This window comes from Paenibacillus sp. 453mf (genome assembly GCF_900116105.1).
GTDB classification, from domain to species: Bacteria; Bacillota; Bacilli; order Paenibacillales; family Paenibacillaceae; genus Paenibacillus; species Paenibacillus provencensis.
The window spans coordinates 2,403,977-2,420,449 of sequence record NZ_FPAC01000001.1 but is presented as its reverse complement, the minus strand read 5'-3'; the positions used below and the strand labels follow the sequence as shown (position 1 = coordinate 2,420,449).

General features: G+C 43.8%; 17 protein-coding genes. 15 read left to right on the top strand and 2 right to left on the bottom strand.

Going from position 1 to position 16,473, the window contains the following annotated elements; all coding sequences use genetic code 11:
* The first annotated feature begins 29 nt into the window (after positions 1 to 29).
* The 3 genes from BM415_RS11385 (at position 30) to BM415_RS25800 (ending at position 4,092) form a co-directional block, all read left to right on the top strand.
* Positions 30 to 746 (top strand): response regulator transcription factor, encoded by a 717-nt coding sequence (locus tag BM415_RS11385; RefSeq protein ID WP_091158093.1) that lies wholly within the window; start codon positions 30 to 32, stop codon positions 744 to 746.
* A complete protein-coding gene (locus BM415_RS11380) occupies positions 747 to 2,204 on the top strand; it encodes an ATP-binding protein (RefSeq protein ID WP_091158091.1) in 1,458 nt (485 codons plus the stop codon).
* Positions 2,205 to 2,403: 199 nt separating this feature from the next.
* Positions 2,404 to 4,092, top strand: a complete 1,689-nt coding sequence (locus BM415_RS25800) for a collagen-like repeat preface domain-containing protein (RefSeq protein ID WP_091158090.1) — start codon at positions 2,404 to 2,406, stop codon at positions 4,090 to 4,092.
* Positions 4,093 to 4,182: 90 nt separating this feature from the next.
* Here the strand turns inward: BM415_RS25800 and serA are convergent, their stop codons facing one another.
* Positions 4,183 to 5,778, bottom strand: coding sequence for a phosphoglycerate dehydrogenase (gene serA / locus BM415_RS11370; RefSeq protein WP_091158088.1), 1,596 nt, complete (start codon positions 5,776 to 5,778; stop codon positions 4,183 to 4,185).
* 646 nt (positions 5,779 to 6,424) lie between these two features.
* On the opposite strand from serA, the gene BM415_RS11365 reads away from it, so the two are divergent.
* The 8 genes from BM415_RS11365 (at position 6,425) to BM415_RS11335 (ending at position 11,891) form a co-directional block, all read left to right on the top strand.
* Positions 6,425 to 7,018, top strand: a complete 594-nt coding sequence (locus BM415_RS11365; protein ID WP_091158087.1) for a CPBP family intramembrane glutamic endopeptidase — start codon at positions 6,425 to 6,427, stop codon at positions 7,016 to 7,018.
* Complete coding sequence (locus BM415_RS11360) at positions 7,015 to 7,404, top strand: hypothetical protein (RefSeq protein ID WP_091158085.1); 390 nt, start codon at positions 7,015 to 7,017, stop codon at positions 7,402 to 7,404. The genes BM415_RS11365 and BM415_RS11360 overlap by 4 nt, the downstream gene beginning before the upstream one ends.
* 109 nt (positions 7,405 to 7,513) lie before the next feature.
* On the top strand, positions 7,514 to 7,873 hold the full coding sequence (locus tag BM415_RS11355; RefSeq protein WP_091158084.1) for a hypothetical protein: 360 nt from the start codon (positions 7,514 to 7,516) through the stop codon (positions 7,871 to 7,873).
* 201 nt (positions 7,874 to 8,074) lie between these two features.
* On the top strand, positions 8,075 to 8,692 hold the full coding sequence (locus tag BM415_RS11350; protein ID WP_091158082.1) for a genetic competence negative regulator: 618 nt from the start codon (positions 8,075 to 8,077) through the stop codon (positions 8,690 to 8,692).
* Positions 8,693 to 8,731: 39 nt separating this feature from the next.
* Complete coding sequence (prsW, locus tag BM415_RS11345; RefSeq protein ID WP_091158080.1) at positions 8,732 to 9,427, top strand: glutamic-type intramembrane protease PrsW; 696 nt, start codon at positions 8,732 to 8,734, stop codon at positions 9,425 to 9,427.
* 108 nt (positions 9,428 to 9,535) lie between these two features.
* Positions 9,536 to 9,685, top strand: a complete 150-nt coding sequence (locus BM415_RS25070; RefSeq protein WP_170862432.1) for a hypothetical protein — start codon at positions 9,536 to 9,538, stop codon at positions 9,683 to 9,685.
* 83 nt (positions 9,686 to 9,768) lie between these two features.
* Positions 9,769 to 11,112, top strand: coding sequence for a germination protein YpeB (gene ypeB, locus BM415_RS11340; protein ID WP_091158079.1), 1,344 nt, complete (start codon positions 9,769 to 9,771; stop codon positions 11,110 to 11,112).
* A 125-nt stretch (positions 11,113 to 11,237) separates the two neighbouring features.
* Positions 11,238 to 11,891: a flagellar brake protein gene (locus BM415_RS11335; RefSeq protein ID WP_091158077.1), complete on the top strand. Its 654-nt coding sequence runs from the start codon at positions 11,238 to 11,240 to the stop codon at positions 11,889 to 11,891.
* Positions 11,892 to 11,931: 40 nt separating this feature from the next.
* Here BM415_RS11335 and BM415_RS25065 read toward each other — a convergent pair whose 3' ends face one another.
* Positions 11,932 to 12,096, bottom strand: coding sequence for a hypothetical protein (locus tag BM415_RS25065; RefSeq protein ID WP_170862431.1), 165 nt, complete (start codon positions 12,094 to 12,096; stop codon positions 11,932 to 11,934).
* A 196-nt stretch (positions 12,097 to 12,292) separates the two neighbouring features.
* Between BM415_RS25065 and cmk the strand changes: the two genes are divergently transcribed.
* From cmk to der, 4 genes are all read left to right on the top strand, one after another.
* Complete coding sequence (gene cmk, locus BM415_RS11325; protein ID WP_091158074.1) at positions 12,293 to 12,997, top strand: (d)CMP kinase; 705 nt, start codon at positions 12,293 to 12,295, stop codon at positions 12,995 to 12,997.
* The gene (locus BM415_RS11320) at positions 12,994 to 13,584 is read left to right on the top strand and encodes a lysophospholipid acyltransferase family protein (RefSeq protein ID WP_091158072.1); all 591 of its coding nucleotides are present in this window, start codon (positions 12,994 to 12,996) and stop codon (positions 13,582 to 13,584) included. Before cmk ends, BM415_RS11320 begins: the two co-directional genes overlap by 4 nt.
* Positions 13,585 to 13,715: 131 nt before the next feature.
* Complete coding sequence (gene rpsA / locus BM415_RS11315; protein ID WP_091158070.1) at positions 13,716 to 14,936, top strand: 30S ribosomal protein S1; 1,221 nt, start codon at positions 13,716 to 13,718, stop codon at positions 14,934 to 14,936.
* Positions 14,937 to 15,142: 206 nt separating this feature from the next.
* Entirely contained in the window at positions 15,143 to 16,465 is a 1,323-nt protein-coding gene (gene der / locus BM415_RS11310; protein ID WP_091158068.1) for a ribosome biogenesis GTPase Der, read from the top strand.
* Positions 16,466 to 16,473 lie beyond the last annotated feature (8 nt).

The following is a 16,473-nucleotide window of genomic DNA, read 5'->3' as shown; positions in this document are numbered from 1 at the left end:
ATTTTGGGAAAGTGGGGCGAATCTTGCTAATGGCAGAACATGAGAACCGAATATTGGTCGTCGATGACGAAGAAAGAATTAGAAGATTGTTGAAAATGTATTTGGAGAAGGAAGGCTATGAGATCGACGAAGCTGAGGATGGAGAAACCGCGCTGCATAAAGCGACAACTGAAGATTATGGTTTGATTCTGCTTGATGTTATGCTGCCTGGTATTGACGGGATTGAAGTATGTACCCGGCTGCGGCAAGCCAAATCAACCCCGGTTCTCATGCTGACAGCAAAGGGTGAAGAGATTAACCGAGTTCAAGGATTTGAAGTAGGTGCAGACGATTACGTGGTCAAGCCATTCAGTCCCCGGGAAGTCATATACAGAGTTAAGGCGATTCTTCGCCGTTCATCTGAAACAGCTTATCTATCTAAGGAGAATAACTCCAGCAATAACATCGTGTTTCCACATTTACTGATCGAGCATGATGCCCACCGGGTCACAGCGAACGGAGAAGAGATCAGCTTAACACCCAAAGAATATGAGCTGCTTCATTATTTGGCCATTTCTCCGGACAAGGTGTTCTCACGTGAAGACCTCTTGAAGGATGTTTGGAATTATGAATTTTTCGGCGACCTGCGTACCGTAGATACCCATGTTAAACGTCTGCGCGAAAAATTAAATCGTGTATCTCCGGAAGCGGCTTCCATGATTACAACCGTTTGGGGCGTTGGCTATAAATTGGAGGTTCCTAAATAAGTGTACTTTTGGAAATCACTCGTTGGAAAACTGTGGTATACGATTATTTTGCTCGTCGCCTGTGTTCTAATGACTTTAGGGGTGTTTCTACTTCCTTATATTGACATTAATTTTTCAGCGGATGAATCCGGTGAAATCAAAAGAATGTTTGTGCTTGTATGTATTATTGGGTTCAGCTTGACGACGTTCTTTGCGCTGTTTTTGTTCACCAAAATTACCCAGCCTATGCAGCAGCTTATCCAAGCTACGAATGAAATCCGAAAAGGGAACTATGGAACAAGACTGTCGCTTGTAACGAGCGACGAAATAGGCGAACTTGCCAGTACATTTAATCATATGGCTGATGAGTTGGAGGATACGATCCGGAATCTGAATCATGAGAAGGAACGTGTAGCAAGTGTCCTACGGAGCATGACGGATGCCGTCGTATCCTTCGATGGAGAAGGAAGACTGATATCGACCAACCCTCCTGGAGCAAAAGTGATGTCGATATGGCAAGGCATCGACTGGAATGAATCTGATGAGAAATATACTTCACAGGGCCAATCTTTTTCAAACATTCAGGATGTACCTCCACCGCTCAGGCCATTGTTCTATGCCGTAGTTACAGAGGCTCAGGACCAGAGTGCAGAGCTTCATGTCAAGCAAAGCGTATGGTCGATCCAAATGGCGCCATTACATGTCGAACAGGGAAGCAGAGGTGCGGTTGCGGTGCTTCGAGATGTGACAGAAGAAGCGCATTTGGAAAAAATGCGGAGTGATTTTATCGCAAACATTTCACATGAGATTCGAACACCCCTTTCCATGATTCAGGGCTATAGTGAAGCTCTGCTGGATGGCATGGCGGCCTCTCCCAAAGAAAGTGAGGAGCTGTTACAGGTTATTCATGATGAATCGCTGCGGATGGGCAGATTGGTTAAAGACTTGCTGGATTTGGCCCGAATGGAAGCAGGACATACGGATATTAATTTGCGGAGAGTTGATCTGAATCAAATGCTGGATAGAGTGTATCGGAAGTTCAGTGTAGCAGCCAAGGAGCAAGGATTGATCTTAGAGTATCCACATCAAGATGAGAGCCTCGTACTAGAAGCGGCGGATGAAGATAAGTTGGAGCAAGTATTTACGAACCTGCTTGATAATGCATTCAGACATACACCTTCAGACAAAAGGATTCAAATTATTGCAAAACAGATCAACGCAAGCTTCATTGAAATTCGAATCAAGGATGAAGGCAAAGGCATTCCGCGTGATGACCTTCCTTTTATCTTTGAACGCTTCTACAAAGCAGATAAGGCAAGAGTGCGGGATGTGGGCAGAGGTACAGGTCTAGGACTGGCTATTGTTAAGCATATTGTTGACGCGCATCAAGGAACGATCGAGGTCGACAGTATCCCAGGGCAAGGTACAGAATTTCGTCTAATTTTTCCCGTTCAGGCTGCTCTACATCACAAAGCTTAGATCTTTAGGTCAATTAGATTCGAAATATAGTACATGCATTTTATGAAGCACCCTTAAGGGGTGCTTTTTTTGTTGAACAATAGAGATAAATCTTGTTCACCGTGGAACATTTTTGAATTTTCTCGAATATATTCAGAACAGCATGTGAAGGTAAATATTGGATTTAATACGACATCGTCATGATGTAGGGAGGTTGAGAATGATGTCAAAAAAACGAAAACGAGTCAGTATTCGATCGTTTCTAGGGAGAGGCTCTGATGGTAACTCCTCAAATGACCGATTTGTAGGAATCCCGATTCCGCTTGAAGAATTGGAACGTTACAGTCAGCTCTTGACCGCCTTACAAAAAACAGCTCCAGCTGCCATATCACAGTCGATTATATTGAACATCACTGCGCTTCAGCGAAATTTGAGGGATCTGCTGCAATTTGTCAACAATTCCTCATTACCTGGAGTCATAAAAGCACAATTACAGTCCATTCTGGAGCTTTCCATTGCCAGTTCAGAGGTAACACCCTTCGTTAAACTGAATACCATAATTAATATTCAAGATTTGTTGGATGACTTGTTAGAAATTACTTTGCTACTGTTCATTTTACCTGAAGAGAAGGACCGTTTGGTCGGAATCATAAGAGCCACAGGTGTGGCGCTGACCACAGCTTCGGAAGGATTAGGCGGCGGTGGTGGTCAAGGCCCTGCCGGCCCTTCAGGGCCTCCAGGACCTGCGGGTCCTCAAGGCGCTCCTGGATTTGCAGGTTCGCAAGGTATTCCGGGACCGGTCGGTCCTGCAGGGCCTCCAGGCTTAACTCGGACGGTTGAATTTAATCCAGTAGATTCTGGTTCTTATGAGTCGGATCAAATTGTTACTTTTGAAGGAAGCTCATATATTGTAAACACAGCGAATCCAGCGGGTATACCAGGAATTTCACCTGACTTTACGCTCTTCGTAAGTGTTGGTCAAACCGGAGCTACCGGACCCACAGGATCGGCTGGGATAACTGGAGCAACAGGAGTAGGTTTGAGTGGAGTAATAACGTATGATCCACTCGCGGCACCGGGATACCCAGCATGTCAGGTGGTTACGTATCTCGGAAGTACGTATATAACCAATGTGACCGCACCGATGGGTATACCGGGTATGTCACCGGACTACACGCTGCTTGCGGGAGCTGGGGCAACAGGCAGTACAGGTGCAACGGGAGCAGGCGTTACGGGTGCGACAGGTACAACAGGAGTCACAGGCCTAACAGGAGGTACAGGAGCAACAGGGACAGCGGGAATAACTGGAGAAACAGGAGCGACAGGAGTCACAGGCCTAACAGGAGCTACAGGTACAACCGGAGCAACGGGTCTCACGGGAGCTACCGGAATTACAGGAGCAACAGGAGCAACAGGGACAATCGTTGGTATAGATGGATTCTCAGCGTTTCTTCCTGCGCTGTCGACTGCAACTAGTATTCAGCTGGCAGGTTGGACGGTCACTCCCCCTTATTATGATAGCGCCACATTTGATGAAGCTACAGGAAACTTTACAGTTCCAACCACAGGTCGTTATACGATTAATGCGACCATCAATTATTCTACAGCTGCATCTCTCTCCATATCCTTAGAAGAAGGAGTTAATCCCGCATTTGTTGTACAAAGAACCTCACCAACAACTACACAGCTCATTAGTGGATTGTTCCCTGTTCTCAACGTTAACGTGGCTTTAGTTCTTACGTTAAGAGCTATTCTTGGAAATGGAACTGTCACACTAACAGGAGATTTAGAGCTTACGGCAGGGGACGTTATAGGGCTCTTCTACGCAGCCAATGGTTTAACTGCTGCTTTGGATCTTGGTGGAGCAGGTACTCCAGGAATTGTCTGGTCCATTCATCGTATTTCGTAACATCCTATAAGTATAGGTTATATCTAAAAAAAGAGCTGGCCGATTGGCCAGCTCTTTTACTACATAATCTATGAATATGACAGCTTAGTCCTATTTTTTGAGAACAATTTCTTTTGCAGAGTTCAGCTCAGGCAACTGAGTTAGTTTCTCAAGGACTTCTTTAGGAACTTCTTTGTCGACAGTCAGGATCATGATGGCTGCTCCACCCACAATTTTCCGTCCTACCTGCATGGATGCGATGTTAACATCGTTTTCACCAAGCAGAGTACCAACCCGGCCGATAATACCCGGTTTATCATTATGTGAGATGAAGACCTGATGCTCTTCCGGTGCAAAGTCGACAGGGAAATGATCAAGTCTTACGATCCGCTCGCCGTATCCCGCCAGTAAGGTTCCGGCAATACGACGCTCCTGTTCCTTCTGATTTTTGAGCGTTACAGTAATCAGGTTTGTAAATCCTTTTGTACGAGGTGCTTGAGATACTACTACATTAATCTCCCGAGTCTTGGCAAGGTGCAGGGAGTTAACGATATTCGCTTCGCTTCCAAGATGACGCTCAAGAATCCCCTTTAGGATGTACCGTGTCAACTGCTGAGTGTCCACCTCAGACAATTCTCCTGCATAATCAACATGGATCTCCTGTACAGCTTCATTTGCGATTTGAGCAGCAAAACTACCCAGAGTTTCACCCAGTTTGAAATAAGGCTGGATTACGTTCATGACACTTGCTGCAACAGGAGGCATATTTACCGCGTTTTTGAACGGTTCGTTACGCAAGATATGAAGCACCTGCTCCGATACGTCAATTGCTACATTTTCCTGCGCCTCTACAGTGGATGCACCAAGGTGCGGAGTTACAATAATTTTGGGATGAGTCAAGAACGGATGATCCGCTTGAGGAGGCTCGCTTTCGAATACGTCAAAAGCAGCACCTGCCACAATGCCTTCGTCAACCGCCTCAACGAGTGCCATTTCATTAATAATCCCACCGCGAGCACAGTTAATGATACGCATGCCTCTTTTCATTACCTCGAATTGAGGACGGGCAATCATATGCTTGGTTTCAGGTGTCAGTGGTGTATGCACCGTCATAAAGTCGGCCTGACGCACAATTTCATCCACGGTAGCGAGGGTGATTCCCATCTTCTCAGCACGCTCTTGAGTAAGGAATGGGTCATAGCCCAGGATGTTCATACCAAATGCTTTTGCTCTCTTCGCGACTTCACTTCCGATTCGGCCCATGCCGAGTACGCCAAGCGTCTTGTTTCTTAGTTCAACGCCAAGGAAGGTTTTACGGTCCCAGGTCCCGTTAATGGTCTTGGCATAAGCTTGAGGGATATGTCTGGCCAGAGCCATCATCATTGCAAAGGTATGTTCACAAGTGGTAATCGTATTGCCGTCAGGTGCATTAATAACGATAATTCCTCTTTCCGTAGCAGCTTCCAAATCAATGTTATCGACCCCTACACCTGCACGCCCAACAACCTTCAGGCGACTTCCTGCCTGCATAATTTTACGTGTTACTCTCGTCTGACTGCGGACAAGAAGTGCATCATAATCACCGATAATTTGTACGAGCTCTTCTTCGCTAAGTCCCGTTTTCTTGTCAACCGTTACATCTTCAGCATCCACCAGCTGCTGAATTCCCAAATCACTGATCGGATCAGATACCAATACTTTTAACATGAATCTCTTCCTCCTTGATCATTGTAACTAATATAGATTAAGAAGCGGCGCTCTCATATGGATCTAGAGCTGGGCCATTTCATAAACTCGGTAAAATAGTAATGCGTCGCAGTAATAGAGTATCATGCTGCACGGATTTGAACATTTGGATAGATTCCGGATACACAAAAAAACTCCCAATCCTCATACTATCTCCGTAGTAAGGGACGAGAGTTGTCGTGGTACCACCCTAATTCGCAATTGCTCTCACAAGCAAAAGCCTCAATGGTCATTTATGTATGACCGGATTCGTAACGGGAATCATTCGATTGCATCTACGTTAGCGTTCAATGCAATAACTCAGGAGTGCTAAAGGTTTTCCGATTAATTACCGATTTCCACCTGCCATCGGCTCTCTGTTATATTACCCGGGCCTTCTCTCCGTCTTCGTATTTCGCATTCATATTGAATTTTTTCATAATGTATCATGGTTACATCACCATGTCAATAGTTGACGGGCGAATCAAATGAAGTTGCTTAAACGACGATTTGCCTCTTGTTTAGGCAGCTCATTGGATGTGTTTCTTGAATCTCTCATCTATTTTGGCTATCATTTAATTAAGCTGATATATTCAATTTCTAGAATAGGAGTAAGAAGAGGCGATATATGAAGAAACAACAGCGTAGGAAATTTAGGTTACAAAGGATAGAGCCTCACCAACTGACAGATCGCCTTTTGCTCATCAACTTGTATTTGACTCAGGGACTTACCTTAATCATTGGACTTGTATGGATCTTTTTTCAGCAGCGAAATCCGCTCGATATCCTTGCATTACCGGATGGGTGGAGATTCGTAATATACTGCCTAGGGCTTGCTGCGGTCATGCTTGTCATTGACTTTCTCTTGTCATCCTTCATGCCAGAGGACAGTATGGATGATGGTGGAATTAATAATATGCTATTTCAAAACAGGCCGATTTGGCATATTGTATGCATTGCAGCTATTGTCTCCGTCTGCGAGGAACTGTTGTTCAGAGGAGCAATTCAGCATGCTTTTGGTCCCTATTGGACAAGTATTATTTTTGCATTGATTCATTTCAGATACCTTAATCATTGGCTCCCAACAGGTTGGGTATTCTTGTCAAGTTATGGTTTGGGATACATCTATGAGCAATCCGGAACACTATGGGCTCCAATATTGTGCCATTTCTTAATCGATTTGATATCCGGACTCGCCATTCGTTTTCGGAGGGGAAAATGACTAATCAACTAAGCAGAGCGGAAACTTACGGCCATCGTAAAAAGAGAGAGACAAAGCAGCGGAGCAAGAAGGACAATCAGTCTGATAAAACGCTCCGCAGCAAGGACAAGGAGCAGAGCACAAAGCATAACTTATCAAAGAAGACAGCTTCTGCGCCAGTTACACTATCAAGAGTGCAGAAAAAACAGCAGTCGAATACAAAAAAATCAGCGCATCAGACACAAGAAGCAGGAATTCTCCCTACAAGATCTGATGTATTTCCTTCGCAACGAGTACGTCTAAGCAAATGGTTTGTTAATTCACTGATTATTATCTTTATATTGCTTACCGGAGCCCTTGTGTATTGGGGAATTATTGGTGCTCCTCCGCTTCGAACGTTGTTCTGACTTATGGTGTTTTAAAATTTGTAGAACTTCCTGTTTTTATTACGCATGAGTTTGTCGCCTTAAGCGAACAATAGAAGTGCATCAATCATACAAGGAGGTTTTTATCAATATGAGAACATCTTCTTTTCTGCTCGGTATTACACTGGGTGCTGTCGCAAGCTCGCTGCTCGCAAGAAATGTACACATGCCTACGTCTAAGGATGCTCGCAGAATGCTGAACAACACGAAGGAAAAGATGATGGACATGTCCTTTCCTGGTATGGGAAGCATGCTGAGCAAAGCAGGGATTGACTCACATGTCATTGATGCAAAAAACAGCCACAGCACAGTCGTCAAGAAGCAGGTTTCACCGAAGGAAAGAGAAGAGAACATGAACTTGATCAAATCCTTTATTAGATCCAACCCGGATGTCAAGAATGAAGTGGAGCAAGTGCTTAAAGAATCACATACTGTGATTCCAGGCATGTAAAAAGAAGCAAGGGATTTGACATGGAATCATTACAGATCCTTTTTATTAGGGCTGCTAATGATTCTTTTTTTGTCATTTTTATTGCGTGCAATTGTGGGTATAAAATGATAACATACTTACATAATCCATTTTCAGCACACAACAATAAATAGCAACATATTTTATTTTTAACACATGCATGATACAAGGGGAGGATCCTGTATGAAAATAGAACGCTTAAGCCACGATAAGATACGGATTTTCCTTACTTTTGATGATTTAAGCGAGCGAGGCATCCAAAAGGAAGATATGTGGCAAGAGGAGCCTAAAGTTCACGAACTGTTTACAGAAATGATGGATCAAGCATATACAGAACTTGGATTTGATGCTACAGGCCCACTAGCTGTTGAAGTTTTTGCTTTGCCTGCTCAAGGAATGGTCGTTATTGTGACCAGGGGGAAATATGATCGCGAACGTTATGGCGCAGGGCATGAGGATGACATCGCGGATGAAATTTACGAAATGGAAGTGACATTGGAACAGAGTGATTCAGTCATGTACACTTTCAAGGATTTTGAAGTTCTGATTGAAGCAGCCCATATGCTTCGCAATAAAGTGACTGGAGCCGGTCAATTGTATCATTATCAGGACAAATGGTTCCTGCACCTTGAACCGGATGAAGTTGACACAGAGCAGCACGGTGCGTTAATTGCTCTGCTTGCTGAATTTGGAGAAGGAAGCTCAGTTACGACGGCAGTCCTTCAGGAATATGGAAAGCTAGTTATGGCGGAGAATGCGATCGCCACAATTTGTGAGCATTTTAATCGTCATGACGCATAATAAATAAATGTTAAGGAAAACAATTTGGAGGGATGAACGGTGCTTCTGTTTTCGGTCTTAACCGCAGCAATTGCTCCGGGACTCGCCTTGCTGACATATTTCTATCTCAAAGACCGTTACGATGCAGAGCCGCTTCATATCGTTATTCGGATGTTCTTTTTCGGTCTGCTGACCGTATTCCCAATTATGATTATCCAGCGGGGTCTTGAACTATGGCTTGGTCATAATCCGTACCTTCATGCTGGGCTCATTTCAGCAGGTGTGGAAGAAGGGTTTAAATGGCTCGTTATGTTTCATTTTATTTATCACCACACGGAGTTTGACGAACCTTACGATGGTATTCTTTATGCGGTAGCCATTTCTCTCGGATTTGCTACAGTTGAGAATGTATTGTATTCATGGGCTGGTAATGCTTCATTTGGACTAATGCTGTTTCGCGCTCTATTACCTGTCTCGGGACATGCGATGTTTGGTGTTATCATGGGATATTACACAGGTAGAGCCAAGTTCTCTGATTCACAGAAACTTAGAAATAAGTTCCTTGCTATGTCTCTCATCCTGCCTGTTTTCTGGCATGCAATATATGATATCGTGCTTAATAAGGGCGGAGGCTGGTACTGGTTTATCGTTCCCATTATGGTTATTCTTTGGTATGGAGGGATGGGCAAGGTATACCGGGCAAACAATCGCTCTCCGTTTCGATTCGTTAAGCGAGAAGAAGAGGTTAATCTGTAATTTATATGGACACACTTGTTGTATTCGAGCGGTTTTATAGCTGCTTACAATGAGTGTGTTTTTTTGTTGTCTAAACTATCTAATCATGATGAGAAGGAAGGCTTACTAATGAGAGTAAAGGTGAGAATCCGCTGCAAGCAGTGTGGTGAAAGATTTGTACTTCGGGGAAAGAAGGAACGGGGGAAGATCGAAACAGGCTTCAAGCAATGCATTTGCGATAATCAAGATCGGTTTGAAATTGAAGAAGACATTATTTGAATTTTAAGCACAATGATGCATAAGCTTCCTTTCTTCTTGTCACAATAAGGACATCTTACTTGAAGAAAGGAGTAACGAATAAGATGTACAGACGATTAAGCTCGGTTCTGTTTCCTATTGTGACAGTGCTGCTCATAGGTACTATCATCTGGGGATATCAGATAAACCAGCAAAGGAACAGCGTCATGATTCAATCTGAAAATCAATATCAAAGAGCGTTTCACGACTTATCCTATAATATGGATCGTATTCACTCCGAACTGGGAAATACGCTTGCGGTAAGCTCTGCATCGGAAGGAATGCACCGTAAGGGATTGATGAATGTTTGGCGATTGAGCAGTGAGGCACAGAACGAAATAGCACAGCTACCGCTCAGCATGGTTCCATTTAATGAAACAGAGGAGCTGTTATCTCGAATCTCCAAATTTGCTTACCAAGCATCGATTCGTGATTTAACCAAAAACCCGCTGACGGATCAAGAGAAAAAGAACTTGCAAACCTTGTACAAAAATACAGAAGAGATTAACAAGGATCTGGATAATGTACAAATGAGCGTTCTGAATGATCACCTGAAGTGGTCGGATGCTGAAATGGCAATGACGAGTGAAAAGGAAGTCAAGAACGGAATTGTTGATGGATTCCGCTCGGTCAATAAAAAAGTCGGTGAATATCCGCCGCTTGAATGGGGACCTTCGGTATCGAGCTTGTATGAGCAGCGCAAGGTTCGCAAACTGAGCGGAGTACCGGTAACAACCGCCGATGTCAAACGCAAAGCGCAAAAATTCGCAGACCTAAATCAAGAAGAGATTCAGGTGACGGAGAACGGGAGGGGTACAGATTACAGATCTTATACCGCTTCTGCCGTTCACCCGAGAGGAAATATGGTTAGTATGGATTTCACAGCTGACGGCGGCTTGCTCATTTCTTACAATGATGAACGAGAAGTGGGTCCAAAGAAGGTAGACCGTGAGACGGCAATGAATAAGGCAGATCAATTCCTGGAGAATAAGGGCTACCGAGAGATGCAGGCCGTTGCTTACAATGAATACGATAATCTTGGGAACTTCACGTATGTTCGTCAGCATGAGGATGTACTGGTATATCCAGAGAAAATTACAGTGCGTGTTGCTCTTGACAACGGTGAAGTCATTGGTCTGCAGGCCACAGAGTTTCTAAATGAGCATCAGGAAGATCGGGAATTCCCTGCGCCGAAGATGAAAATGAAGGATGCAAAAGCGAAGCTGAATCCTGACTTCAAAGTTAGCATGGTTCGTAAGGCGCTCATTAAAAATGAGTTTAGTGATGAAGTGATGTGCTATCAGTTTGTGGGCAAGATCAATGGTTCGCAGTATCGGATCTACCTAAACAGTGATACAGGTCTAGAAGAAGCAGTAGAAGTTGTGCCTGGACAAACCGGCCGCTTATAGCTTTACAATAAAAATAAGCTCCTCTCTTGCAAATGAGAGGAGCTTATTTGCATATACGTATGATCTTCATCACATGGTATAATATCCCTTAGTGATATGAATAAGACCTAAGGTGGAGATCGGCATTGAATCCGAAAGTGAATGAAGTTTTATATGTTCAAATCCCTTCAACAGATAACAAAGAGAAGAAGCTGGAATACAAGTCTAGAATCGCAGAGGTTGAAGAAGACCATATTTGTATGGAAATTCCCATGCTTGAGGGTAAATATTTGCACAGACTTAGAATAGGAGATGAACTGGCTGCCTGTTTTGTAACAGAGGGCGGAGTTAAGCATTTTTTTAATACATATGTAACTGGATTTAAAGAGGATGTTATTCGACTAATCAAGATACGCAGACCTTCAAAAGATGAGATTTCTCAAATTCAACGGCGCAATTATTTACGCGTTCAGGCGAAGCTGGAGATCGCTGTCAAATTTAAATATGACTTCACAAGATTCATAGCCTATACAGATGATGTGAGCGGAGGCGGACTTTCGTTTTTTGAACACAGCAGCTACAGCGTAGAACAAGGACAGAGTCTGTCGTGCTGGTTATTGCTTCCGTACAAAAATGGAGAGATCGAGCATGTTCCCTTTGAAGCTGCAGTAGTAAGAATCCAAGATCTGGAGAGCGGGCGCCGTTTAGTAATGATAGAGTTTACTAAAATTACGAATATGGAGCGACAAAAAGTAATCAAATACTGCTTTGAACGTCAATTGGATTTTCGAGGAAGATAAAAGAGAATTTGGAATAAGCTTGTCTCTCTTAGGGGATAATTTACCAAACCTTAAGTCGGAGGGATAGCAGATGAGCCGCGATCAGGAAGTCAGTCAAGAATATGAGAAGTTGTTTGCCGAATTCAGCAATAAAATGGAGTGTGTTATCAAAAGGGTAATCATCAGCCTTATAACCCTTCTGGTTATTATCCAAATATTGCTTCATATTCCCGGAATTGCTCCTTTATTTTCCCCTGTATTGAACATGGAAGGAATTCCACTTCATCCCGCTTTACGTTCTGAAATAAAGGGTAATGAAGATTGAACGCTTTTGCATCAGCGTAGGTTGTGTGGTATAATTTTCACGTCGCAGGCAATGCCTGCTTTTTTCTTGAGGCTTAAGTTTGAGGAGGAATGGCCCGTTGACAAGCCAGAAAGCAGCAGAGAACGGGAGATTGAATGTGGCTATTGACGGTCCGGCAGGTGCGGGGAAGAGCACTGTAGCCAGACGTGTGGCGAGTGAACTCTCATACATATACGTAGATACCGGAGCAATGTATCGAGCGGTTACCTACTATATGCTTCGCCATGAAATTGAACCGGAAGATGTAAATTCGGTCCTCAAGCACTTACGGGAGCTCAGCATAGAGCTTGTCCCGGATTTGAATGGGCAGAAAGTACTCCTTAACGGTGAAGATGTGTCGGGACCTATACGATCAAGGGAAGTAACCGGGATTGTGTCTCTATATTCTCAGATTGAAGATTTGAGAACGCATCTTGTTGAACTGCAAAGAGTTATGGCACTCCGCAAAGGAGTGGTTATGGATGGCAGAGACATAGGTACTACCGTGTTGCCAGATGCAGAAGTGAAGATTTTTATGACTGCCAGCGTTAAGGAACGTGCACTTCGAAGGTTCAATGAATTGGAGAAGACCGATGACCTGACATTGGAACAGCTTGAATCAGATATTGCTGCTCGGGACAAGCTTGACCAGGAACGGGAGATTTCTCCACTCCGTCAAGCAGATGATGCCATCGTACTAGATACGACCTCGATGAGTATTGATGAAGTCGTTGAGTATATTGTATCACGCTGTTACGAAGTCGGGAGAGAGGTCGATTTATGATTTATTCAATCTGTCGGGGTTTGCTGAGATTCATTTATACAGTATTATTCCGTTTAGAAGCTGTAGGAAGAGAAAATATTCCCCGAGAGGGTGGAGTAGTGTTATGCTGTAATCACATCAGCAATTATGACCCGCCTACACTTGGGATTAAAATTGAACGCAAGGTAAGGTTTATGGCAAAGAGCGAGCTCTTTGATATTCCAGTGCTCGGTCCAGTCCTGAAGGCTGTCGGTGCTTTCCCTGTAAAGCGTGGAGGCGTCAGCAAAGAATCCATCAAAACTGCCCTTAAAATTTTACGAGACGGACAAGTGCTCGGCATTTTTCCTCAAGGCAGCCGCAATAATGATGGAGGAATTGGCAAGAAAGGTGCAGCCAGCTTCGCTTTACGCAGCGGTTCAGCAGTAGTGCCAGCCGCAATTATTGGTGAATATAAGCTGTTCCGCAAAATGAAAATTGTATACGGTAAACCTGTAAATCTGGATGAATTTAAAGATGATCCTTCAGGGGATGCGCTGGAAAGGGCTACAGAGAAGATCATGTCCAAGATTGACGAGATGACCAAGACGGGCATACCTTCTCAGCCATAATAAACGCAAATGCATGATTCATTATATTTTATGGAAAGCTACGAAAGATCAGGTTTATGCTGTAATTGTTTTGAACTCTGCCCTTGGCAGGTTTAAATAAATGGGGTTTTTGAATTGAGGAGGGTATTGATATGTCGGAAGAGATTAAAAATCAAGAAGTAACAGAAGCTGCAACCCAAGATGAACTGGATTCATTCGTATCTTTGAAAAAAGGGGATACTGTTAAAGGAACCATTGTCAAATTGGAGGATAACCAGGCTTATGTGAGCATTGGATATAAATATGACGGTGTGATTCCAGTTCGCGAGCTTTCTTCACTGCATGTGGATAACATTGGCGATGCTGTACAAGTAGGCCAAGAGGTAGAGTGCAAGGTTGTAAGCATCGATGACGAGAAAGAAAGACTTGTTCTTTCCAAACGTGCAATTGACAGCGAAAATGCATGGGAGCAGCTTGAGAAACACTTTGAATCTGGCGAAGTATTCGAAGTTACTGTGTCCGACGTTGTTAAAGGCGGCGTGGTAGCAGACGTAGGCGTACGCGGATTTATTCCGGCTTCGATGGTGGAGCGCCATTTCGTAGAAGATTTCAGCGACTACAAAGGACGCACACTTCGCGTCAAAGTTAAAGAGCTTGATCGTGAAGCGAACAAAGTTATTCTTTCCCAAAAAGATGTGCTGGAAGCTGAATTTGAAGCGAACAAACAAAAAGTTATCGCTGAGCTGAAAGAAGGCCAAGAAATTGAAGGAACAGTACAGCGTTTGACTCAATTTGGCGCATTCGTTGATGTAGGCGGCGTTGATGGTCTGGTTCACGTATCTGAGATTGCTTGGAATCATGTGGATAAACCAGCTGATGTACTTTCTGAAGGCGACAAAGTGAATGTTAAGGTTCTGAAAGTGGATCCTGAGAAAGGCAAGATCAGCCTTAGTATCAAAGCAGCCCAACCGGGTCCATGGGAAACGGCTTCTGCACAATTCAACACAGGTGACATCGTGTCTGGTGTTGTTAAACGTCTCGTGCAATTTGGTGCATTTGTAGAGATTGCTCCAGGCGTAGAGGGCCTAGTTCATATCTCCCAGATCTCCCATAAGCATATCGGAACTCCAAATGAAGTTCTAAAAGAAGGTCAAGAAGTACAAGTGAAAATTTTGGAATTGAGCACTGCAGAACAGCGTGCTAGCTTGAGCATCAAGGAAACAGAAGAAGCACCTGCTCCTGCTCCTCGTGCAGAAAAATCCAAAAATGCACCTCGTGAGGAAATTGACAACCCTAACGTATCACTGAGCAACCAAGGCCTTAGCATTACACTTGGTGAGCGTTTTGGCGACAAATTAAGCAAATTTAAATGATCATTACTTTAACATAAGATTTATAACTGGCAGTGTATAATGGCTAATAGAATTGGCGAACCCTCCGGGGTTCGCCGATTGTCGTTCGAAACGTGTTTTTTAATTTAAAATATTCACGCTTTGTCTTGAATCTTTAGTTCTATGTATATAAATGAACTATTTTTTGCTATGATATGAGCGTAAGATGTGACAGGAGGAGTGTATTTATGGCAAGACCCGTTGTGGCTATAGTCGGGCGACCGAATGTGGGGAAGTCAACGATTTTTAACCGTATCATCGGCGACCGGCTGGCCATTGTGGAAGACAAGCCGGGCATCACACGTGATAGACTGTATGGTGTTGCAGAATGGAACGGCAAGCCTTTCAGCGTCATCGATACTGGAGGTATCGAAATTGACGGTGAGGATGTTATTATCAGATCCATCCGTATGCAGGCAGAGCTAGCTATCGAAGAAGCGGATGTTATTGTATTTATGTGTGACGCCAAGACAGGTGTTACACAATCAGATGAAGAAGTAGCCCAAATGCTGTATCGCTCAGGCAAGCCGGTAATTGTAGCGGTAAACAAGGTGGACAACATTGGACGAAGTGATTTGATCTATGAGTTTTACTCGTTAGGTTTCGGTGATCCGATTGGTGTGTCAGGAAGTCATGGTACAGGGATTGGCGATCTGCTGGATGCAATTACGAACAATCTGCCTGAACTTGAAGATGATGAGTACGATGAGGATGTTATTCGCGTTGCTCTTATTGGGCGTCCGAATGTAGGGAAATCATCACTGGTTAATGCTATTTTGGGCGAGGAACGAGTTATTGTCAGTGACATTGCGGGTACAACCCGGGATGCAATCGATACTCCGTTTGAAAAAGATGGACAACGTTATGTATTGATTGATACGGCGGGAATGCGCAAGCGCGGGAAGGTATATGAAACGACCGAAAAATATAGCGTGATGCGTGCTATGCGTGCCATTGAACGAGCAGATGTTGTTCTCATCGTTATTAATGGTGAAGAAGGCATTATCGAGCAGGACAAGCATATTGCAGGGTATGCATATGAGGCAGGTAAAGCCTCCTTGTTTGTTGTGAATAAATGGGATGTTGTAGACAAGGATGACAAAACGATGCATGAATTTGAGAAGAAGATCCGCGATCATTTCCTTTTCATGACTTATGCTCCTATCGTATTTTTGTCTGCCAAAACGAAACAGCGTTTACAAAAGCTGCTTCCTGTTGTACAGCATGTATCTCAGCAGCATGTTATGCGTGTACAAACACATCTGCTTAATGATGTCGTATCCGATGCGGTAGCGATTAATCCACCACCAACGGATAAAGGCAGAAGGCTGCGGATTAATTATGTAACACAAGTAGCCGTCAAACCGCCGACAATCGTTGTATTCGTGAATGATCCAGAATTAATGCATTTCTCATATGAGCGCTACTTGGAGAACAAAATCCGTGCTGCCTTTAATTTTGAAGGTACACCGATCAGGATATATACTCGGCGCAAGTCTGATGAGAGTTAGGAGAGAAT